The sequence below is a fragment of the Culicoidibacter larvae genome (assembly GCF_005771635.1).
Taxonomy (GTDB): domain Bacteria; phylum Bacillota_I; class Bacilli_A; order Culicoidibacterales; family Culicoidibacteraceae; genus Culicoidibacter; species Culicoidibacter larvae.
Map to the genome: position 1 here is coordinate 96,568 of NZ_VBWP01000008.1, position 20,344 is coordinate 116,911.

21 protein-coding genes are annotated in these 20,344 nt (G+C 40.9%); 19 read left to right on the forward strand and 2 right to left on the reverse strand.

Annotated elements, in window-relative coordinates; translation table 11 throughout:
• Positions 1-17 precede the first annotated feature (17 nt).
• Positions 18-1,646 carry an Rqc2 family fibronectin-binding protein gene (locus FEZ08_RS09185; protein WP_138191619.1) on the reverse strand — a complete coding sequence of 543 codons (1,629 nt, stop codon included), beginning with the start codon at positions 1,644-1,646 and terminating at the stop codon, positions 18-20.
• A 369-nt stretch (positions 1,647-2,015) separates the two neighbouring features.
• Between FEZ08_RS09185 and gmk the strand changes: the two genes are divergently transcribed.
• The 13 genes from gmk (at position 2,016) to FEZ08_RS09250 (ending at position 12,887) form a co-directional block, all read left to right on the forward strand.
• On the forward strand, positions 2,016-2,642 hold the full coding sequence (gene gmk, locus FEZ08_RS09190; RefSeq protein ID WP_138191621.1) for a guanylate kinase: 627 nt from the start codon (positions 2,016-2,018) through the stop codon (positions 2,640-2,642).
• Positions 2,643-2,644: 2 nt separating this feature from the next.
• A complete protein-coding gene (rpoZ, locus tag FEZ08_RS09195; protein ID WP_171015011.1) occupies positions 2,645-2,848 on the forward strand; it encodes a DNA-directed RNA polymerase subunit omega in 204 nt (67 codons plus the stop codon).
• A gap of 120 nt (positions 2,849-2,968) precedes the next feature.
• Entirely contained in the window at positions 2,969-5,143 is a 2,175-nt protein-coding gene (gene priA / locus FEZ08_RS09200) for a primosomal protein N' (RefSeq protein WP_138191625.1), read from the forward strand.
• Between the two features lie 13 nt (positions 5,144-5,156).
• Complete coding sequence (gene fmt, locus FEZ08_RS09205) at positions 5,157-6,095, forward strand: methionyl-tRNA formyltransferase (RefSeq protein ID WP_138191627.1); 939 nt, start codon at positions 5,157-5,159, stop codon at positions 6,093-6,095.
• The gene (rsmB, locus tag FEZ08_RS09210; protein WP_171015012.1) at positions 6,088-7,344 is read left to right on the forward strand and encodes a 16S rRNA (cytosine(967)-C(5))-methyltransferase RsmB; all 1,257 of its coding nucleotides are present in this window, start codon (positions 6,088-6,090) and stop codon (positions 7,342-7,344) included. The genes fmt and rsmB overlap by 8 nt, the downstream gene beginning before the upstream one ends.
• A gap of 22 nt (positions 7,345-7,366) precedes the next feature.
• On the forward strand, positions 7,367-7,777 hold the full coding sequence (locus tag FEZ08_RS09215) for an immunity protein YezG family protein (RefSeq protein WP_138191631.1): 411 nt from the start codon (positions 7,367-7,369) through the stop codon (positions 7,775-7,777).
• A 107-nt stretch (positions 7,778-7,884) separates the two neighbouring features.
• Positions 7,885-8,229: a 50S ribosomal protein L19 gene (gene rplS / locus FEZ08_RS09220; RefSeq protein ID WP_138191633.1), complete on the forward strand. Its 345-nt coding sequence runs from the start codon at positions 7,885-7,887 to the stop codon at positions 8,227-8,229.
• 206 nt (positions 8,230-8,435) lie between these two features.
• Positions 8,436-9,044, forward strand: a complete 609-nt coding sequence (gene lepB / locus FEZ08_RS09225; protein ID WP_138191635.1) for a signal peptidase I — start codon at positions 8,436-8,438, stop codon at positions 9,042-9,044.
• Between the two features lie 128 nt (positions 9,045-9,172).
• Positions 9,173-10,042 carry a ribosome biogenesis GTPase YlqF gene (ylqF, locus tag FEZ08_RS09230; protein ID WP_138191637.1) on the forward strand — a complete coding sequence of 290 codons (870 nt, stop codon included), beginning with the start codon at positions 9,173-9,175 and terminating at the stop codon, positions 10,040-10,042.
• Positions 10,032-10,670 carry a ribonuclease HII gene (locus FEZ08_RS09235; protein WP_138191639.1) on the forward strand — a complete coding sequence of 213 codons (639 nt, stop codon included), beginning with the start codon at positions 10,032-10,034 and terminating at the stop codon, positions 10,668-10,670. Before ylqF ends, FEZ08_RS09235 begins: the two co-directional genes overlap by 11 nt.
• 8 nt (positions 10,671-10,678) lie before the next feature.
• Positions 10,679-11,332, forward strand: coding sequence for a YggS family pyridoxal phosphate-dependent enzyme (locus FEZ08_RS09240; RefSeq protein ID WP_138191641.1), 654 nt, complete (start codon positions 10,679-10,681; stop codon positions 11,330-11,332).
• Positions 11,325-11,798, forward strand: a complete 474-nt coding sequence (locus FEZ08_RS09245) for a CinA family protein (RefSeq protein WP_138191643.1) — start codon at positions 11,325-11,327, stop codon at positions 11,796-11,798. The genes FEZ08_RS09240 and FEZ08_RS09245 overlap by 8 nt, the downstream gene beginning before the upstream one ends.
• Positions 11,799-11,801: 3 nt before the next feature.
• The gene (locus FEZ08_RS09250) at positions 11,802-12,887 is read left to right on the forward strand and encodes a VanZ family protein (RefSeq protein WP_138191645.1); all 1,086 of its coding nucleotides are present in this window, start codon (positions 11,802-11,804) and stop codon (positions 12,885-12,887) included.
• On the opposite strand, the gene dprA is transcribed toward FEZ08_RS09250, so the two are convergent.
• The gene (gene dprA, locus FEZ08_RS09255; protein ID WP_138191647.1) at positions 12,884-13,681 is read right to left on the reverse strand and encodes a DNA-processing protein DprA; all 798 of its coding nucleotides are present in this window, start codon (positions 13,679-13,681) and stop codon (positions 12,884-12,886) included. The two genes, FEZ08_RS09250 and dprA, sit on opposite strands and share 4 nt — an antisense overlap.
• Before the next feature lie 114 nt (positions 13,682-13,795).
• Here dprA and plsY point away from each other — a divergent pair, with 114 nt between their 5' ends.
• The 6 genes from plsY to FEZ08_RS09285 all read left to right on the forward strand — a co-directional run bounded on the left by plsY (position 13,796) and on the right by FEZ08_RS09285 (position 20,337).
• Positions 13,796-14,407 (forward strand): glycerol-3-phosphate 1-O-acyltransferase PlsY, encoded by a 612-nt coding sequence (gene plsY / locus FEZ08_RS09260; protein ID WP_138191649.1) that lies wholly within the window; start codon positions 13,796-13,798, stop codon positions 14,405-14,407.
• A 143-nt stretch (positions 14,408-14,550) separates the two neighbouring features.
• Entirely contained in the window at positions 14,551-16,599 is a 2,049-nt protein-coding gene (topA, locus tag FEZ08_RS09265; RefSeq protein WP_138191651.1) for a type I DNA topoisomerase, read from the forward strand.
• Between the two features lie 83 nt (positions 16,600-16,682).
• Positions 16,683-17,984: a methylenetetrahydrofolate--tRNA-(uracil(54)-C(5))-methyltransferase (FADH(2)-oxidizing) TrmFO gene (trmFO, locus tag FEZ08_RS09270; protein WP_138191653.1), complete on the forward strand. Its 1,302-nt coding sequence runs from the start codon at positions 16,683-16,685 to the stop codon at positions 17,982-17,984.
• A 2-nt stretch (positions 17,985-17,986) separates the two neighbouring features.
• Positions 17,987-18,925 carry a tyrosine recombinase XerC gene (xerC, locus tag FEZ08_RS09275; RefSeq protein ID WP_138191655.1) on the forward strand — a complete coding sequence of 313 codons (939 nt, stop codon included), beginning with the start codon at positions 17,987-17,989 and terminating at the stop codon, positions 18,923-18,925.
• Positions 18,926-19,064: 139 nt separating this feature from the next.
• On the forward strand, positions 19,065-19,661 hold the full coding sequence (locus FEZ08_RS09280) for a class D sortase (protein WP_138191657.1): 597 nt from the start codon (positions 19,065-19,067) through the stop codon (positions 19,659-19,661).
• A gap of 91 nt (positions 19,662-19,752) precedes the next feature.
• Positions 19,753-20,337, forward strand: a complete 585-nt coding sequence (locus FEZ08_RS09285) for a sugar O-acetyltransferase (protein ID WP_138191687.1) — start codon at positions 19,753-19,755, stop codon at positions 20,335-20,337.
• Positions 20,338-20,344: the final 7 nt, after the last annotated feature.

Consider the following 20,344-nt stretch of genomic DNA (forward strand, 5'->3'; position numbering starts at 1 on the left):
GTATTGCGTCCTTTCAATTAAAGTTTTTTTATAGTTTGAATAGTTGCTTCATCCGGAGTTACATAAAGTGTTTTTTGGTCAGTGTAGATGACAAATCCGGGTTTAGCGCCGTTAGGTTTATGAACATGGCTAATGAGGGTGTAGTCAACAGCGACATTAGCTGAGTTTTTTGATTTTGAATAATATGCTGCAAGCAATGCTGCGGTTTGTAAAGTTTCATCGCTGACAACGCTGCTGCAGATAACAACATGACTTCCAGGAATATCTTTGGCGTGGAGCCAAGTGTAAGTTTTACGGCCTTTTTTAAAAGTAACCATATCATTTTGTAAGTTGTTTTTACCGACTAGAATCATCGTTCCATCCGGGCTTTCGTAGCTATCAATCAGAGCTTTTGCCGGACGCTCTTTGCGTTTACTGACTTGTGGACGTAAATAACCGCCAAGTTCTAGTTCTTGGCGAATTTCATGGATATTTTGCGTAGTTGCAATGCTGATATTTTGGGCAACTTCTTCAAAGTAGTCAATTTCACCTTGGGTTAATTCAATTTGTTCGGCAAGTTTAATTTGTGCGGTTTTAGCTTTGTTATAGCGTTTGAAATAATTATTGGCATTTACAGTACCATTTTTGGCCGGATCTAAGTCAATTGTTATCGGAGCTAAATCTGGGTCGAAATAATTATCAACAGTAATTGTTTTGAGACCAGTTTGCAGTTGATGTAAGTTACTCAGTAACAAATTTCCCTTTTGTTGTAAAATATCAGCATTTTGAGCTTCTTGCTGTTCTTTGGTTAATTTTTTTAATTTTTGTTGGTTCTTAGTTATTTGATTCTGCACAAAGGCAGCAATATTTTTAGTTTGCTCGCGAATGCGGTCGGCTTCAGCCAGATGCAGGTAGTAATAATCAAGCAGTTCGCTCAGTGTAGCGAAGGCTTGATAACTTTCTCCCAAATGCTCCAAAGGTAAAAAACTGAAGTAGCTTTTACCTTTAGCTGTGGTAATTGTTGGCTCGGGGGTGTTGGCAGCATCAAGAACACTCCGTAGATTTTGTCGGTAGGCAATTTCTTGTGCTAACAATCCGGAAATACCTTCATAAGTCTGACCGATAGTAGTATAATCCATAGCAGCAAGTTCGGTAAACGGATTAAGTTTGCCAGAAGCGGGTGGCGCTGTATAAGCGAGCCGTGGTAGGACCGGACGGGTGTTTTCATCAATAGTTAGATGTTTAATGGCATCAATAATCATATTGTTTTGGTCAAGGAGAATAATGTTGCTGTGCCGTCCCATGATTTCCAGTACCAAAGTATATTTGATTCGGTCACCTAAATCATTGGTATTACGAAACTCAATATGCAAAATTCGGTCGTTACCAATTTGCTTGAAACTTTCAATAGTCGCACCGTCAAGATACTTTCTCAACACCACACAAAACATCGGTGGTTCTTGCGGATTTTGCGGGATATTGGTGGTTTCTTGAATCCGGGCATAAATTGAATGGGCACTGCATAATAACCGCGCACTGCGATTAAAATGGCGAACCGCAAAAATAACCTCTCTGGTTGAAGGTTGATGAATTTTAGTTATTCTTGCGCCAACGAGCGGCTCAAGTTCTCGAATCATGCTGTGTAAAAAAAGTCCGTCAAATGCCATGTTTCCGCATCCTTTATTTCAAATTTGTATATTCATTATAGCATAAACTGCTTCCTTGGTGGGGGAGAATGTGGGTGGAGTGATTTTCGGTTCAGACTCTTGACAAACGTCGCGCCCGTAAGAAGTACCCTTGGGGTGCAATTCCATAAAAATCAGCAAAAATTGTTCGGTCACGTATGTTTAGATACGCTCGCTCACAATTTTTGCTGATTTTTTGAAATTTCAATCGTTTTCAATTAAGTCATGTTTTTGTTGTTGCATTCACGCTGGAAACATCAAACTTCAAGCTGATATTTTTCGAACTTTATTGAAAAGATATGGTTATCGTTGTATAATAATGTATATTATATATGAGAAATGGTGTGTTTTATGTCGAGAGGTATTTTATTCGTGCTATCCGGGCCTAGCGGGGTTGGGAAAGGGACGGTTCGTTCTGCGTTGTTTGAACGTGATAATCATAAGCTTATTTATTCTATTTCGGCGACAACGAGACTGCCACGGGCAGGTGAAGTTGACGGTGTTGATTACTTTTTCAAGACTCGTGATGAGTTTGAAGCAATGATCAATAACAGTGAGTTTATTGAGTATGCTGAGTTTGTCGGCAACTATTATGGAACACCAAAAAAATATGTTGAGGATCAGTTAGCTGCCGGGCAAGATGTTATTTTGGAGATTGAAGTTCAAGGTGCAGCACAGGTACATAAAATGTTTACCGATGCGGTCTTTATTTTCTTGGCGCCGCCAAGTTTAAAGGAATTGCGTAAGCGTCTGGAAGGACGCGGAACGGAAGAGGACGATGTAATTGCCGGACGTTTGGAAACAGCAATCCGGGAGATTATTTTAATGTCAGAATATGATTATGCAGTTATTAATGATGATGTTCAAACTGCCGTCGATAAGATTCAGACAATTATTCAGGCTGAGCATTATCGAGTGAAATATATCGAGGATTCATTGAAAAATAAAATTTTATTAGATACTTTGGGAGGAAATTAATTATGTTAGAACCATCAATTGATATTTTATTGAAAAAGGTTGGGTCAAAATTTGAGTTGGCAATCATTGCTGCTAAGCGTGCACGTCAATTACAATTACATCCGGAATCATTTAAGTTAGAGGAATCAAAACAAAAAGATACTTATATTGGCGAGGCTTTAGAAGAGCTGGAAGCAGATTTAATTAATTTTCACCACAGTATGTAATTTTTTTATAAGGTTTTAAAACAGCAGGACTTTAGGTCCTGCTGTTTTTGTTTTTCTCTATAGAAAAGAGGCAGAAGTATGATAAAATAGGAGAGAAGTATTTTAGAAGGCGGTGAGTGTATGCGTACGGTAGAAGTTATTGTTGATGTTCCGGCACATCAGACTAATCAGACTTATGATTATTTGATTCAAGAGGGACAGCGGGTAGAAGTTGGCATGCGGGTACATGTGCCGTTTGGTAATCGCAATGTTGAGGGGTTTGTGCTTGGTATTAAGGAAGATGCTCAGGAAGCAGATTTTAAGTTTGCTTTAAAGCCAGTGTATGCGGTTTTAGATGAGGAGCCAGTGCTGACGCATGAGTTAATTGAGTTAGCTAAATACATGTGTGAGCAGACGGCAAGTTTTATGATTAATGCCTTGCAGACAATTTTGCCGGCGGCGCTAAAGGTTGGCCGCAAGCAAGCGGTAAAAGTGAAAACACAAGAGATGGTTGTCCGTGTTATTGACGGTGTGGTACAGCCGAAGGCGAAAAAGCAATTTGAAGCAGTTGAGTTTTTGCTGGGGCAACGGTTGCCGTATTCGGCGACGGAACTGCGTAAGCAGTTCTCGGCACCGATTGTGCAAAGTTTATTGCAAAAAGGTGCGATTGTGACTGAGGAGCAAGAGGTCTTGCGTTCGGTGTACAATTCCTCAGTGTATGAGGAGTATGTGAAACAGCCGTTGACGGCAGCGCAGCAAGTTGCTTTTGATGCGATTAGTGCTGGTCGCGAAAGCGGGCAGGCGATGCTGTTACATGGGGTGACCGGAAGCGGGAAGACCGAGGTGTACATGCAGCAGATTGAAGCAGTGGTTGCCAGTGGCAAGCAGGCGATTGTGCTGGTGCCGGAGATTGCTTTGACGCCACAGATGGTGCAACGTTTTGTTGGACGTTTTGGTGAGGCTGTAGCAGTATTGCATAGTCGTTTGTCGAATGGTGAGCGCTTTGATCAGTGGCGTTTGATTGAGCGTGGTGAAGTGAAGATTGTTGTTGGTACCCGGTCAGCTATTTTTGCACCGCTGACTGATATTGGTTTGATTGTTATTGATGAAGAACATGATAGTAGTTATAAGCAAGAAAATATGCCGGCTTATGATACTCGGGAAATGGCGCTTTGGCGTGCTGACTTCCACCATTGTTCGGTTATTTTTTCAAGTGCAACGCCAAGTTTGGAAACCTATGCGCGAGCTCAGGTTGACCGGTATTTATATGTTGGCATCCATGAACGTATTGCCGGGTTGATGATGCCGGAAGTGAAAGTTATTGATATGCGGGAAGAGCTGCACGCGAAGAACCTCTCGATGTTCTCGCGGGATTTATTGGCAGCAATTCGTGACCGGTTGGATAAGAAAGAACAGATTATTTTATTGTTTAATCGTCGTGGATATGCAACTTTTGTAAAATGTCGTGAGTGCGGGTATGTTGTTGAATGTCCGAACTGTGATATTTCGCTGACTTATCACAAGACTTCAAATAAATTACATTGCCATTATTGTGAACATCAGGAACCATTACCACAAACTTGTCCAAATTGTACGAGTCCATATATTAAACTTTTTGGTCAAGGCACGCAACGTCTGACAGAGGCATTGCAGCAAGAGTTTCCTGATGCCCGAATTTTACGTATGGATCGTGATACGACTTCGCAAAAAGGGTCGCATCAGGCAATTTTTGATACGTTCAGTAATTTAGAGGCGGACATATTGGTCGGCACACAGATGATTGCTAAGGGTCTTGATTTTCCAAATGTGACTTTGGTTGGTGTTTTAGCTGCTGATCAGACACTCAATTTTCCGGATTTTCGTGCCAGTGAACGAGCATTTCAATTGTTGACTCAGGTGAGCGGCCGGGCCGGGCGTCAACGGGCCGGAACAGCGATTATTCAGACGTATATGCCGGATCATTATGCGATTCAATTTGCGGCGAAACATGATTATCAAGGTTTTTATCAGGAAGAGATGAAGATTCGCAAACAGCATTACTATCCGCCATACTGCCATGTTAGTAGCCTGAAAGCCACCGCGGCTTCTGCCAAGGAGGCTTACGACCTTTTGTTTGCGATTTATCAAGAGTTTAAGGATGATGAGGCAATTCAAATTTATAAGCCGGTTCCGGCATTGATTGCACGGGTGAATAATCAGTATACGTATCAGTGTTTGCTGAAATATAAGGACAAGAAGCATACTTTGGCGCGATTGTATGACCTGCAGCAGAAGTATTATAAACATAATAAAGTGAGTCTTTCAATATCAGTATAATGGAGGTTAAAGGATGTCAAAGAGAGTTATTTTAATGGGTACACCGGATTTTGCCGCGCATATTTTTGAGCGGTTTATTAATGAGGCGGGTTATGAGGTGATAAGTGTAATCACCCAACCGGATAAGCCGGTCGGGCGAAAGCGTGAAATTAAGCCTACGCCAGTTAAGGCAGTAGCAATGCAACATGGTATTCCGGTATTACAGCCGGAAAAAGTTCGTGATATTGCAGATGAGATTGCGGCTTTGCAACCGGATTTAATTATTACTGCTGCATACGGACAATTAGTGCCTCAAACAATCCTCGATATTCCGGCTTTTGGCTGCATTAATGTGCATGCATCTTTACTGCCGAAGTATCGTGGCGGGGCGCCAATTCACTGGTCAATTATTAATGGTGAAGCGGAAACCGGAATTACTATTATGTATATGGAGAAGCGTTTGGATGCCGGCGATATGTTGAGTGTTATAAAAACACCTATTAATGATGATGATACTTTAGGCAGCCTTTATGAGCGCTTGACTGAGCTTGGTGGCGATTTACTATTAGCAACTGTACCAAAGCTATTTGCCGGTGAGTTGGTTGCAGAAAAGCAAGATGATAGTGCTATGACCTTGGCACCAAATATTCAGAGTGAACATCAGCGGCTTGATTGGCACGCGGGGGCGCGGGCTTGTTTTAACCGCATTCGCGGCTTAAATCCGGCGCCCGGGGCGTTCACAACGCTGCATAATAAGCGGATGAAGCTTTGGGCGAGTCAGTTGACTGGCGAGGCAACAGCGGAAGCGGCGGGGAGTATTGTTGGTACCGATAGCAATGGGATTTTGGTTGCTTGTGGCGATAGACAGATGCTTTGTATTACTGAGTTGCAGTATGAGGGCAAAGGCCGAATGAAGGCGCTAGATTTTTATAACGGGAATCGTGATATGTTGGAAGGTGCGCATTTTGAGTAAACAAAAAGCGAGTCAGGCAAGGAAGGTTGCCTTTGAAGTGCTTGATGCGGTATTCCGTCAAGGTGCTTATTCCAATATTGCTTTAAATCAAGCTCTTTCAGCTGGGGATTTTTCAGTGAGTGAGCGTGGTTTAATTACTGAGATTGTATATGGAGTTTTGCAGCATAAGTTATTGTTGGATTATTATTTAGCACCGTTTATTGATAAGAAACTACCGAAAAAGTGGATGTTGCCATTGCTTGAGAGCGCAGTTTACCAATTAGTTTTTTTGGATAAGGTGCCGAGCTATGCGGTGTTGAATGAAACAATTGATATTGCTAAGCGCAAAGGTGGTAGCTTTATCGGTAAAATGGTTACAGCCATTTTACGTAACTTTGAACGTAATGAGCGACCTAGTTTGGAGCATTTGCCGGATAATGAGCGTTTAAGTGTTGCGACTTCGCATCCGCTTTGGTTGGTTGATTTTTTGTTGAAGCAATACCCAATGACGGTGGTTGAGCCGCTTTTAGAGCAGAATAATTTGCCACCATTAAGAGTGGCGCGGATAAATCATCTGAAAACGGGTGATTTGAGCGTATTTGATGCCGGACCAATTGCTGGCAGTGTTACCTTGAACAGAGGCAACATTGCCCATACAGAAGCTTATAATGCCGGTTTGGTTGCTATCCAGGATTTAAGCAGTCAGCATGTTGCGCCGATGTTGGCACCACTTGAAGGTGAGCGCATTCTTGATATGTGTGCAGCTCCTGGCGGAAAAACTATGCATATTGCTGATTTAATGAAGAATACCGGTGAGATTATTGCCAATGATCTTCATGAACACAAACTTGAATTGATGAGAGAAGCTGCCGAGCGCTTGGGTGTTACCAATGTAACATTCAGTAATTATGATGCTTTAGAGTTGCCGAAGGTGTTTGAAGCGGGAGCGTTTGATCGAATTCTGCTTGATGCGCCATGCAGCGGATTAGGGGTTATTCGCCGTAAACCGGATTTGCGTTATCGTATCAGCAAGGCGGATTTGGATAGTTTGGTTGGTTTGCAGGCTGAGCTTTTAACAACTGCATGGCAGTTACTAAAAGCCGGAGGAACGCTAGTTTATAGTACATGTACAATTAATCACTTTGAAAATCAAGATCAGGTACAGGCTTTTCTGGCAGCACATCAAGATGCTGAATTAGAAGCGGAAATTGACTTTGCCGAGAGTAAAGAGAGTGATGGCTTTTATATTGCTAAGATGAAAAAGCACTGATATAAAGAAAGGCGGCACTGAAATGGAAGAAGAACTACTAGAGGTATACCGCGAACTGGCAACAACGCTTGATGCATTGTTACCAGTAGCGTGGAATCGGATATATTTATATGCGGAGGTGGAAGGTGAGCGTGGCAGTATTGATTTATCTGTGTTAAATAAGAACTCAGAATTAATTGCTTTAGTTGATTATCCTGAGTGGCTTGAGCAAGAACATGATCAGCATGAGTGGTCAGATTTACCTTTATATGTACAGGAACTGCAAACGATTTTTGAGCGCTATCAAGAGCTTGAGTTTACTTCCTTTTTCTTTTGTTTAGGTAGCCGGGGCGAGCTCGGGATTGAATTTGGTTATCAGTCATTTAGTGATGATTATCAATTGTTTCGTGAACGGATGGGTAGTTTTATTGATAAATATGCTGAAGAGGTGTAAATGTTGTTTACAAGCCAACAGTGTTTATGATAAAATAGCTAAGTATGAAAAAACAGGTTCCGCTGCATATATTTGTATGAACGTGTCGCAGAAGGAGTTGAAAAATAATGCAAGAGTTATTAAGAAAAGTGACTGAATCACAAATTAAGACTGACTTACCAAGCTTTAAAGCTGGGGACACTATCCGTGTTCACGTGCGAATTAAAGAGGGTAGTCGTGAGCGTATCCAAGTATTCGAAGGTGTTGTTATTAAGCGCCAAGGATCAGGAATCAGTTCAAACGTTGTTGTACGTAAAATTTCTTCAGGTGTTGGAGTTGAACGTACTTTCCCGGTACATTCACCAAAAATCGCTGAGATTGAAGTGTTACGTCGTGGACGCGTTCGTCGTGCTAGACTTTACTACTTACGTAATTTACGTGGTAAAGCTGCTCGTATTCGTGAAATTCGATAATTATTTAGTTAAAAAAACAAGCCCTAAACAAGGGCTTGTTTTTTTGCTTTTAATAGATATCATGAAATAGTCACAATATATTTCGGCTTTTTTACTAAAAGTATGGGGGATTTTATTATTTTTAAGTGTGAAGAGCTATACTTTAGCCGTTTTTTTTATTATAATGATTACAGATACTTAAATTGTGAAAGTAGATGAACTGATAGATGGAGAAGAAACCCTCGCTGGCAAAACGGATTGCCGTTTCAGCTGCTAAATTATTTGGCTGGCTATGTATAATTTTTTCGATAACGTTATTATTAAATGCGTTTGTTTTTTCTGTTGCAATGGTTGAGGGCATTTCAATGGAGCCGACACTTGTTGATGGTGAACGACTGATTTTAGATCGGATTTCATACCGCTTTACTAATCCATCTCGTTTTGATATTGTTGTTATTGATCCGGATAGTGACCGGATTCCCGAAGGTGAATTAATTATTAAGCGGGTAATCGGATTGCCGGGTGAGAAAGTGGCTTTCCGGGGAAATCAGCTTTATGTTGATAATGAACTCGTTGCGGAAGATTTTATTGTTGATCCGGTTAACCAATATACCAATGATTTCACTGTGGCACAAATTCCCGGTAATGGAGGTAACTCAATTATTCCGGAAGGATATTATTTAGTTTTGGGGGATAATCGGACTCATTCTGTTGATAGCCGGCAGATTGGTTTAGTTCCTAAAGAACAAATTCTGGGTAAGGCAGCATTTTCTATCTGGCCTATTGATAAAATTCAGTTTCTGACAGTAAAACCGGAAGATATAAATGAGCTTTAAGCTTTTAAAGGTAATATTTCGAGCATAAATTGCAATTTATGCTCTTTTTTTATACAATAGATACGAGACAAAATCCGCAAGTTACTTAAGATTGTTGCTGGGTTTTACTAGAATATTGGAGATTTATTATGAAGCAAATTCAATGGTTCCCAGGACATATGTCCAAAGCCAGCCGTGAAATAAAAGAAAAAATACAACTTGTAGACATTGTATGTGAACTTGTTGACGCCCGCAGTCCGCTGGCATCAAGAAATCCGGTTATTGATGATATCGTCGGGGTTCGCCCAAGAATTGTTATTTTAACGAAAACAGATTTAGCTGATGAGCGCAAAACACGATTGTGGCATCAATATTTTGCTGACCATGCAATTCCGACCTTTGACTTTGATGTTAATAAGAGATTTAATCTAAAAGCTTTTGTTGATAGCTTGCAACAAATTTTAAGTGAAAAGTTTGCTAAAGAGAAAGCACAAGGAAGAAAACCACGTGCGATTCGGATGATGATAGTTGGTATTCCTAATGTAGGTAAATCAACCTTTATTAATAAAATTGCCGGCAGAAAAGCGGCAACTGTTGGGAATAAACCAGGCGTTACCAAAGCTCAACAATGGATTCGCTTGCATCAGCAGCTTGAATTGCTGGATACACCTGGTATTTTGTGGCCTAAGTTTGAAGACCAATCGGTAGGATTAAAGTTAGCATTATTGGGAACAATAAAAGACGACATCTTACCGTTAGAAACAATTGCCGAATACGGATTAACGTTTATGCGTGATAATTATCCGAATCAATTGGTGGAACGTTATGGTGAAGCCGGAATATCAGCTGATTTCATTGAACAATTGGATAGTATTGCCAAGATGCGCAATAGTATTGGTCGCGGTGGTGAAACTGATTATCATAAGATTTATCAATTTTTCTTACATGATATTCGTAATGGTGCTCTGGGGTGCTTAACTTTGGAAGTGCCGGAAGAGGTAACTGCGGATGAAGCCTAAAAATGATATGCTGGAGTTTGAACGTGGTGCATATACCGGCGGACATTTATTTGTTGCCGGCACTGATGAAGCAGGACGGGGACCGTTGGCAGGTCCAGTAGTTGCGGCGGCGGTCATCTTGCCAGTCAATTTTGAGCTGGAAGGATTAAATGATTCAAAACAATTATCAGCAAAAAAGCTGGTTCATTTTTATGGCGAGATTCAAAAGCAGGCGATTGCTATTGGTGTAAGTATAGTTGATGTTGAGACGATTGATAAGATTAATATTTATCAAGCAGCAAAACAGGCGATGGTTGAAGCGGTTAGCCAGCTTTCAACACAGCCGACATATATTTTGAGTGATGCGATGCCGTTTTCATATGATGATGCTATTGTTGAACCGATTATTAAGGGTGATCAGCGGAGTATTAGTGTAGCGGCTGCCAGTGTGGTTGCTAAAGTAACTCGCGATCAATTAATGTGTATGTATGATTTAGAATATCCTGAGTATGGTTTTGCAGCACATAAAGGCTATGGGACAAAAGCTCATTTACTGGCACTTGAAACTTATGGAGTGACACCGATACATCGTAAAACATTTGCGCCGGTGAAGAAGCTTATTGATGGTCAATTACATTTTGATGTATAGGGGTGAAGATGACGATGAAAGTCAGCGAATTAATTAGTATGGCAGCACCGACGAAAGTCGTTGCTGCCACAAAATATTTTGATGTTGCTTTTATGCGCTCGCTGTATCAGCAGGGGATTACAATTTTTGGTGAGAATAAGGTGCAAGATTTGCTGTATAAATATGAACACTTTCATGATTGTGAATCATTACAGTGGCATTTTATTGGTACTTTACAAACTAATAAGGTGAAGTATATTATTGATAAGGTTGATTATATTCATTCACTGGATCGGGTGAGTTTAGCTCGCACAATCCAGCAACAGGCTTTTAAAATAAAGAAGATTCAGAAGGTGTTTATTGAAGTAAATATTGCTAGTGAAGGCTGTAAACAAGGGGTGTTGCGCTCGGAGCTGGAGCCGTTAATTACTTATTTGCTTGAAGAGTGTCCGAATGTTAAGATTATGGGATTAATGATGATGGCACCGCATATCGATGCTGAGTTGACGCGGCCGTTTTTTGCAGAGACGGTTGCATTGCTTGCCGAGATGAATCAACAATTTCCTACTTTAGATGCCCATGAATTTTCTATGGGGATGAGTAATGATTTTAGGATCGCTTTGGAGTTTCCTACTACTTTCATTCGTGTTGGTAGTGTTTTAAAAGAGGCAATGTATGATTAAGCTATTGATAGATACGCTAAAAAAACGCTCTTGGCGTTTGGCAATTGTTGAGACTTCGAGTGGTGGTTTGCTAAGTGCGGAGTTTATTAAACAAGATGGTGTTTCAGCGATTTTTGCTGAGTCGATGGTTGCTTATGATATGGATGCAAAGCTTAAGCGTTTGCATGTGGATGAAGAGTTAATTGCTGCTTATGGATCGGTAAGTGTGCAAACTGCCGAGTCGATGGCTCGCGGTATGTGTAAAAATACTGGTGCTGATGTTGTTATTAGTATTACTGGTATTAGCGGACCGAAGGGTGGAACTGAAGTGAAACCAGTTGGACTTACGTATATTTGTGTACTGGTTGATGGAGTTTGCAGTACTAAACAATACTTTCTATCCGGTAGCCGTCATAGTATTATGAAGCAAACGGTTGAACTAGCCATTCAACAAACATATGATTGTATATTTTCGAAGGAGGAATAGTGAATGTTAAGCCAATACTCAGTACCTATAGTGACCGGACTTTTATTCTTATTTGTAATCGCTTGGGTTATTTGGCTGCCATATATGATTTATTCTTACCGTCGTTATGGCTTTGTCAGCATGTATCGCTTTATAGTATTTTTTGCAGTTATATACTATTTTCTGGTAGCCTTCTTCTTGGTGATATTACCGCTTCCTGAACCAGGTAGCTATATTCCGGTGCAGCCACAATTTATACCATTTGAATTTGTTTTGGATATTATCAGAGAGCAAAATGGATTTTCTATTCAAGCGATAGTGGGAAATCCTGCTATTTGGGTAACTATATTTAATGTTTTATTGTTGCTTCCGCTTGGCTTTTTCGGGAAATATTATTTCCATAAAAAGTTCGCCTTTGTTGCCATTTTCGCTTTTTTGACGTCGCTCTTTTTTGAGGTGACACAGTTGACCGGAATATTTGGTATTTATGATGGTGCTTACCGGTTGTTTGATGTTGATGATTTAATTTTGAATACATTGGGCGGCTGTTTGGGATATGCACTTGCTTATGTCTTTATGAAATTTGTTCCTGATATTACTGAACTAAAGAGTAAATACCCTAAAACTTTGATAGTATCTTATACAAGACGTTTTATTGCTTTTTCGATTGATAACTTTATGCTTGGTTTTATATCTATTGTTTTATATGTAATTTTTCAAGATACTAATATTATAATCTGGTACTGGGTATGCTTTTTTGGACTCTTTGTTGTTGTTCAATTTTTTAGTGGCGGTCAGACTTTTGGGAAATGGTTGTTAAAAACGAGAGTTGTGGATGCCAGAACCAATAAGTCAGCTAAGTTTTGGCAATTAGTAGTGAAGTATTTATTTGTTGTTGTTATTCCGGCAATAATGTGGTTATTTCTCGATAGCGGATTTATTGAATTAGTTGGGGTGACTAACTGGATGATGCTGGGAATGGTATTTGGTGTTCTATGTTTGCTTGCATTCTTTCAGTGTATCAATCGGGAACGAAATGTTTTCTGGGATGTTGTATCATATACGCGTGAATTAGCATTACCACCTCAAGTGCAGTCTGAGAATGATTAGAAGTCTTCGAGAATATCATCAATATCAATAAAGAGTTTGGCACCTTCTTGAATCAGTTTGTTGGACCCGCGGTAGCTTGGATCAAGACTATGGCCACCAACAACATATAATTCTCGATTTTCTGCTAAAGCAAAACGAGCGGTTAACATAGTGCCGCTTTTTTCTTTTGCTTCAATAACAATGACACCACTGACTAATCCGGCAATGATGCGATTGCGGGCAACAAACTGCCATTTTTGAGCTTTAATATATGGTGGATATTCAGAAATAGCTAAACCATGTTGACAGATGTTTTTAAATATAGTTGTATTTGTAAGCGGATAGATATGATCAAAACCAGCACCTAGCACAGCAATTGTTGGCAAATGTTGGGCGAGAGCTTCAATGTGAATATTTCTGTCAATACCATTAGCTAATCCGCTTACTGCCAGAAAATTATGTTTATTGAGCTGGCGAATCGTATTGCGGGCGCTTCTTAGGGAAATGTTCTGCGGTGTACGGCTACCGACTACAGCAATTTTACGTTGATGTTCGAGGAGGTTGATGTCACCTTTATAATAGAGCACCAGAGGTGGGTCGTATATCTCTTTTAAAGCAACAGGATAGTTATCGTCGAGGATAGTGAGATAATGGCAGTCGGGCGGCAGCTCAGGCTCACTCCCTGAGCTGTCGCTTGCGCTCAGGATTTGCCAAAGTTTTTTTGATTGATTGAGTTTGATATCCCGAATAATATCGCCACGTTCACGAAAGCTGAGCGTTTGATAATAATCGGCATTCAGTAATTTTGTTCGCATATTGTCACTCCTTGATTTTGTTGGTTTACTTATCGTTTCGTAAAAAAGGCTTTTTTTTATCAGATATTTCTTGTATACTAGAGTGTGTTACATCTCAGGTTACGGAGGGATAAAATGTTTGGTTTTACGCAAACACAGTTAATTACCATGGCAATAGCGTTTGTTTTTGCTTATTTATATGGGTCGGTAAATTTAAGTGTTGTCATCAGCAAGTTTTTTTATGGTAAAGATATTCGTCAGTATGGGTCTAAAGGAAGCGGAACAACGAATACCATTCGGGTTTTGGGTTTTCACTGGGGAATTGTTGTTTTTTTATTTGATTTTTCAAAAGTATTGATTCCGTATTTTATTGTTACCTTGCTTGGATTCCAGGTTGATCCGGGATTAATGGCAGTTGGTGCAGTAATTGGTCAATGTTATCCAATCTTTATGAAATTCCGCGGCGGGAAGGGTGTGGCTTCTACCGGAGCCTTCCTGTTGTTCTATCATATTCCATATGCACTAGTCGGAATCGGGATTTTTATGTTAGTTCTGCGACTGTCAAAAATGGTATCGCTAAGTTCATTATTGGCTATCTTAGGCGTGACGGTTTTATCGGCACTGTTGCAAGAATGGAATCTAACAATTGCGATGACAATTTTGTTATTAATCACTTATATACGCCACTATGCAAATATTAAACGAATTTTCAAGGGTGAAGAGAGTAAGGTCAGCATCTTTGACTAATTAATTGAATAATATAAAAGAAGACGCTTATTGGGAAGTTTACATTTTTTTAGTTGACTTTTCTTCAATAAGCGTTTATTCTATGTTTTGACGCAAATTTTTAGTTTGATGTAATTTATATAATTTTGAGGAGCGATAATTTAGTGAAGAATTTAGTAATTGTCGAATCGCCTGCAAAATCAAAGACTATCGAGAAGTATTTAGGTAAAGATTATGAAGTTCTTTCCTCAGTAGGACATATTCGTGATTTAGCGACGACTGGGAAACTTGGTCTTGGTGTTGATGTGGACGGTGACTTTCAACCAACATATAAGAATGCAAAAGGAAAAGCAGATGTCATTAAGAAACTGAAAGCTGCAGTAAAAACAGCTGATCATGTTTATCTGGCAACTGACCCCGACCGTGAAGGGGAAGCAATCAGCTGGCATTTAGCTGACTTGTTGAGCTTGCCGACTGATGCGGATAATCGGGTTGTATTTAATGAAATTACCCCGACTGCGGTAAAAAAAGCGTTTGAATCACCGCGGCCGATTGATATGCATTTAGTGCATTCACAAGAAACGCGGCGGATTTTAGACCGTATTATTGGTTTTCGTCTGAGCAAATTACTGCAAAATAAAATTAAAAGTAAAAGTGCCGGGCGGGTACAATCAGTTGCTTTAAAATTGGTTGTTGACCGAGAACGTGAAATTGAAGCATTCATTCCTAAAGAGTACTGGGAAATCCATGCTTACTTTATGGATGAAGCTGTTAAAGCCAAATTGACAAAGTTAAATGGCAAAAAAATTGAATTAAATAATGAGGCTGAGGCAACGGTAGTCGTTGATGCAGTGAATGGAAATGATTTTACGATTGCTTCTATTGCTAAAAAACGTAATAAACGCAGCCCTAAGCTACCGTTTATTACCTCAAGCTTACAACAAGAAGCAGCGAATAAATTAGGTTTTAGCGCTAAACGGACGATGAGCATTGCCCAAAAATTATATGAAGGTATTGCTCTGGAAAATGAACAAGTCGGGTTAATTACATATATGCGTACTGATTCAACCAGACTTTCTGATGATTTTGTAAGTGCTACTAAAGACTATGTCTTAGATACTTTTGGTAAAGAATACAGCGGGACAGTTCGCAAAACTAAAGAAAAAGCGAATACGCAGGATGCCCATGAGGCAATCCGGCCAACTGCTATTACTCGTACACCTGAAGAAGTTGCCCCATATCTTGATAAAGATGAGTTGAAATTATATAGCTTTATTTGGGCTCGTGCTTTGGCTTTCTTAATGAAAGAAGCACAGTTTGATAATACTAAAGTTATCTTTGAAAATAATGGCTATGAGTTCCAAGCATCGGGAAGTGTTTTAGTATTTGACGGGTACTTAAAAGTGTACTCGCAATATGAAACGAATAAAAATGAGATTTTGCCGGATTTAACTGAAGGCGAAAAAATGGCAGCTAATAAAATTGAGCCATCACAGCACTTTACCCAGCCACCGGCACGTTACAGTGAGGCAAGCTTGGTTAAAGAGTTGGAAGAGCAAGGCATCGGTCGACCATCAACTTACGCTTCAATTTTGGATACAATTCAAAAACGGGCCTATGTTGAGTTGCGCGAGAAACGCTTCTATCCAACTGATCAAGGAATTCTGACTAATGATAAATTGCAGGAACAATTCAATATTGTTATTAATAATGAGTACACTGCGCATATGGAAGAAGATCTTGATAAAATTGCTGAAGGCAATGAAGATCATATTCAATTCCTGAAAGATTTCTATGCTCAATTTGAACCGATGGTTTTAAAAGCATTTGATGAGATGGAAAAAATTGCTCCACAGGAAACTGGTGAGATGTGCCCATTATGTGGCAAACCATTAGTTGTCCGTCGTGGTCGTTATGGTGAGTTTGTTGGCTGTAGCGGATATCCGGAATGTAAATATATTAAGCCTACTGAAAAGAACGAGCCGCAATCAATTGGTGTTCCTTGTCCAAAATGTGGTGAAGGTGATATTGTTGAGAAGAAAACCCGTCGCGGTAAAATTTTCTATGGCTGCAATCGCTATCCGGATTGTGATTTTGCGCTTTGGGATAAGCCTACCGGAGAAAAATGTCCAAAGTGTGATGCACTGATGGTACAAAAAGGTAAAAAAATAAAATGTTCATCTTGTGATTATGTTGAAGGTGAAGAAGCGTAAAATAAAAAAACCATTTCGTTTTATCTGACGAAATGGTTTTTGTGTTATAATAGGGAAAGAGTCAAAAAAGGAGATTAGAGCAAATGCAAAAAGTGAATGTAATTGGAGCCGGACTTGCCGGAAGTGAAGCAACCTGGCAATTAGTGAATCGCGGCATACCGGTAAGACTGTATGAGATGCGTCCGGTGCAGAATACACCGGCACATCAGACAGCAAATTTTGCCGAGTTAGTGTGCAGTAATTCATTGCGGGCTGATGGTTTAGCGAATGCAGTTGGGGTTATGAAAGCAGAGATGCGTTTGCTGAACTCATTAGTTATTAGTGCCGCTGATCAGACGCGGGTGCCGGCAGGCGGCGCGCTGGCCGTGGACCGTGAGGGATTTTCGGAGTTGATTACTAAAACTTTACATGAGCATCCTTTGGTGGAAGTTATTAATGAGGCGGTGACGGAAATTCCCGAAGGGCCGACAATTATTGCTACCGGACCTTTGACATCGCCGGAATTAAGCAAAGCGCTGGAAGACTTCTTTGGTCAGGAATATTTGTATTTCTATGATGCGGCAGCACCGATTATTGAGCGTGATAGTATTGATTTTGATACCGTGTTTATTGCGTCACGCTACGATAAGGGTGAGGCAGCTTACATTAACTGTCCAATGAATGAGGAAGAATTCAATGCCTTTTATGATGCTTTAGTGACTGCTGAGACGGTAGAACCAAAAGATTTTGAGCAGGCAATCTTTTTTGAAGGGTGTATGCCGTTTGAGGTGATGGCGAAGCGTGGTCGTCAGACCTTGCTGTATGGGCCGATGAAGCCGGTAGGGCTTGATGACCCGCGGACTGGCCGTTGGCCGTACGCGGTGGTGCAATTGCGCCAGGATAATGCCGCTGCATCTTTATACAATATAGTTGGTTTTCAAACGCATTTGAAGTGGCCGGAGCAGAAACGAATTATTCAGATGATTCCCGGACTTGAAAATGCTTCAATTGTGCGCTACGGGGTTATGCACCGCAATACTTTCATCAATGCGCCAACATTATTGGAACCGACTTATCAGACGCGGAAGCGGGCAGATTTATTTATTGCCGGTCAGATGAGCGGCGTGGAAGGTTATGTTGAGAGTGCGGCCAGTGGTTTAATCGCCGGGCTTAATATGGCTTCGCTGATTGAAGCGAAACATCAAGTGATTTTCCCCCAAGAGACGGTAATGGGTGCTCAAGCTTATTATATTACCCATACCGCTCCTGAAGATTTTCAGCCAATGAATGCTAATTTTGGTATTCTGCCGGACTTAGGTTTTAGAGTGAAGAAGAAGGAAAAGAAGGCGGCTTATGCGGAGCGTGCAATAACCGTAATGGAAGCATTTATTAAAGAAGGAATGTAGTTATGAGCATTAATGATGCAATTGCCTTATATTTGAATTATTTGCGGCATCAGCGGCGATATTCTGAGCATACGTTAACGAGCTATCAACATGATCTGCAGGATTTAGCTGCGTTTTTGCATGCGCTTGATAAGGATGAAATTGCTGCGATTACGATTATTGATGTGCGGAGTTATATGGCTGAGTTATTTGAGCGAGGTTTGAGCAAGAAGTCGAGCGCCAGATACTTGTCAGCAATTAAGAGTTGGATGAACTATTTGGTGAAGCAGGAGTATTTGGCAGATAATCCGGCAGCGACCATTAGTACGCCGAAAGCTGAGCATCATTTACCTAAGGTTGTCTTTTTTGAGGAAATTGAGCGGTTCATTGCCGCAGTGAGCGAAAACGAACCGCTGGCATTGCGTAACCGTGCTATTTACGAATTATTGTATGGCAGCGGCTTGCGGGTCAGCGAACTGGTTAACCTTGCTATCGAAGATTTGCAGTTTGATGAGGGCTTGGTATTTGTGCGCGAAGGGAAAGGCGACAAGGATCGCAGTGTGCCTTTTGGCAGTTATGCCCAAAAGGCGGTTCAAGAGTATTTGGAACTGGGACGACCTTTGCTGAAACGAAACGGTGTTGAGAATTATAATATGTTGCTGTTGAATAAGAATGGTGGTGCCTTGTCAACCCGTGGTGTGCAGTATATGCTAAAACGGGTAGCGGCGAAAGCCGGGCTTTCAAGCGAGCTGTCGCCGCATATGCTGCGACATAGTTTTGCCACGCATTTGCTGACTGAGGGTGCTGATTTGCGCTCAGTGCAGGAATTGCTTGGCCATGAGGAACTAGCCAGCACTCAGATTTATACGCATCTTAGTAATGAGCAGCTCAAGCAAACTTACTTGCGCGCACATCCACGTGCGAAGAAGGAGATTGTTATTAAGCCGATGACTAAAAAATAGGTGTGAACAAAGGCTGGGCTTTCGCCAGATTTTGTTCTTTTTTTCTCAATAAAAAAACACATAAAACACACGGAAAGTCAATTGCCTAAGGGTTTTCTTTGTGGTATACTATTAATGATTTAAGGGAGGTCTTTTATCAGTGTTAAGAAAAATTACTACCGTTTTGGCGGTTATCTTGCTACTGGTCGGGGCATGGCTTGTGGGGACGAATGTATATGAAATGGTAACTCAGGCGATGCAGTCAAATGCGTTTAAGGATCAGGCAGCAGAAGTATTAGATACAAAAATTTCACGTGATGAGTTTCATCCGGAAGAAGGACAAATTATCGGGCTATTGAAGATTCCTGAACTGGGCTTGGAAACAGCAATTGTTGAAGGGGTTCGGGTTGAGGATTTAAAAGGTGGCGCAGGCCACATGATGGAAACCGGATATCCGGGCGACAGCCGTCAGATATTTTTAGCCGGTCACCGGAATACGGATTTCGGCGTGTTGAAAGATATTAGAAAAGGTATGGAGATTATTGTTGAAATGCCTTATGGAACATATAAATATTACGCGAGCAAGGATTACGATGATACCGATCCAGATCAAGTCATTCCGCAAACGAAAACTGAAGTTGTTAATACTTCAGCTCACTTGGACCGTGACGAATTGGTGTTGATGACCTGTTTCCCATTTACCTTTGGGGCAGCAACCGACTACCGATTCCTGGTGTATGCATATCCTGCTGAATAGTTTTTATGTGAAATTTGAAAAAGCCGCTTCCCAAGGGAAGTGGCTTTTTGTATAATTGGATTTGAAGTTAAACACAAGGAGTGTGCTTAGAATGACCGAAAAAGAAAAGATGCTCGCCGGCTTGGTATATGATGCTGATAACGACCCGGAGCTTATTGCTGAACGAGCGTCATGCAAAGACCTCTGCCACGATTACAACTTGCTGCGCCCATCAAATTTTGATGAGCAGCAAACAATTATTCGCCAGCTTTTTGCTGCAACCGGCAACGAGTTTTTCATCACTGCACCATTCTGGTGCGATTACGGCCACAACATCACTATTGGCGAGAAATTCTACGCCAACCACAATCTGGTGATTCTGGATGGTGCACCGGTCAGTTTTGGTGCCAATGTCTTCATTGGTCCAAACTGCGGTTTCTACACGGCCGGCCATCCTTTAGATGCGGCACAACGTGCCCTTGGCATCGAGGTTGATGCGCCGATTACAGTTGGTGACAATGTTTGGTTTGGTGGTGGCGTTCAAGTGCTGCCGGGCGTTACTATCGGTAATAATACCGTGATTGGTTCCGGGAGTGTTGTTACCAAAGACATTCCTGACGGTGTTATCGCGGTGGGCAACCCATGCAAGGTGCTCCGTGAGATTACTGAAGCAGATATTATAGAATATTTTGAATAAAAAAAGA

What these genes read in the sequence shown, in the direction of transcription:
- lepB (WP_138191635.1), top strand. Translation starts at nt 8,436, where the DNA reads ATGGAGAAGAAACCCTCGCTGGCAAAACGGATTGCCGTTTCAGCTGCT.
- FEZ08_RS09240 (WP_138191641.1), top strand. Translation starts at nt 10,679, where the DNA reads ATGACGATGAAAGTCAGCGAATTAATTAGTATGGCAGCACCGACGAAA.
- fmt (WP_138191627.1), top strand. Translation starts at nt 5,157, where the DNA reads ATGTCAAAGAGAGTTATTTTAATGGGTACACCGGATTTTGCCGCGCAT.
- xerC (WP_138191655.1), top strand. Translation starts at nt 17,987, where the DNA reads ATGAGCATTAATGATGCAATTGCCTTATATTTGAATTATTTGCGGCAT.
- rplS (WP_138191633.1), top strand. Translation starts at nt 7,885, where the DNA reads ATGCAAGAGTTATTAAGAAAAGTGACTGAATCACAAATTAAGACTGAC.
- dprA (WP_138191647.1), bottom strand. Translation starts at nt 13,681, where the DNA reads ATGCGAACAAAATTACTGAATGCCGATTATTATCAAACGCTCAGCTTT.
- FEZ08_RS09245 (WP_138191643.1), top strand. Translation starts at nt 11,325, where the DNA reads ATGATTAAGCTATTGATAGATACGCTAAAAAAACGCTCTTGGCGTTTG.
- FEZ08_RS09250 (WP_138191645.1), top strand. Translation starts at nt 11,802, where the DNA reads ATGTTAAGCCAATACTCAGTACCTATAGTGACCGGACTTTTATTCTTA.
- FEZ08_RS09215 (WP_138191631.1), top strand. Translation starts at nt 7,367, where the DNA reads ATGGAAGAAGAACTACTAGAGGTATACCGCGAACTGGCAACAACGCTT.
- rpoZ (WP_171015011.1), top strand. Translation starts at nt 2,645, where the DNA reads ATGTTAGAACCATCAATTGATATTTTATTGAAAAAGGTTGGGTCAAAA.
- FEZ08_RS09285 (WP_138191687.1), top strand. Translation starts at nt 19,753, where the DNA reads ATGACCGAAAAAGAAAAGATGCTCGCCGGCTTGGTATATGATGCTGAT.
- priA (WP_138191625.1), top strand. Translation starts at nt 2,969, where the DNA reads ATGCGTACGGTAGAAGTTATTGTTGATGTTCCGGCACATCAGACTAAT.
- FEZ08_RS09185 (WP_138191619.1), bottom strand. Translation starts at nt 1,646, where the DNA reads ATGGCATTTGACGGACTTTTTTTACACAGCATGATTCGAGAACTTGAG.
- plsY (WP_138191649.1), top strand. Translation starts at nt 13,796, where the DNA reads ATGTTTGGTTTTACGCAAACACAGTTAATTACCATGGCAATAGCGTTT.
- trmFO (WP_138191653.1), top strand. Translation starts at nt 16,683, where the DNA reads ATGCAAAAAGTGAATGTAATTGGAGCCGGACTTGCCGGAAGTGAAGCA.
- FEZ08_RS09235 (WP_138191639.1), top strand. Translation starts at nt 10,032, where the DNA reads ATGAAGCCTAAAAATGATATGCTGGAGTTTGAACGTGGTGCATATACC.
- ylqF (WP_138191637.1), top strand. Translation starts at nt 9,173, where the DNA reads ATGAAGCAAATTCAATGGTTCCCAGGACATATGTCCAAAGCCAGCCGT.
- gmk (WP_138191621.1), top strand. Translation starts at nt 2,016, where the DNA reads ATGTCGAGAGGTATTTTATTCGTGCTATCCGGGCCTAGCGGGGTTGGG.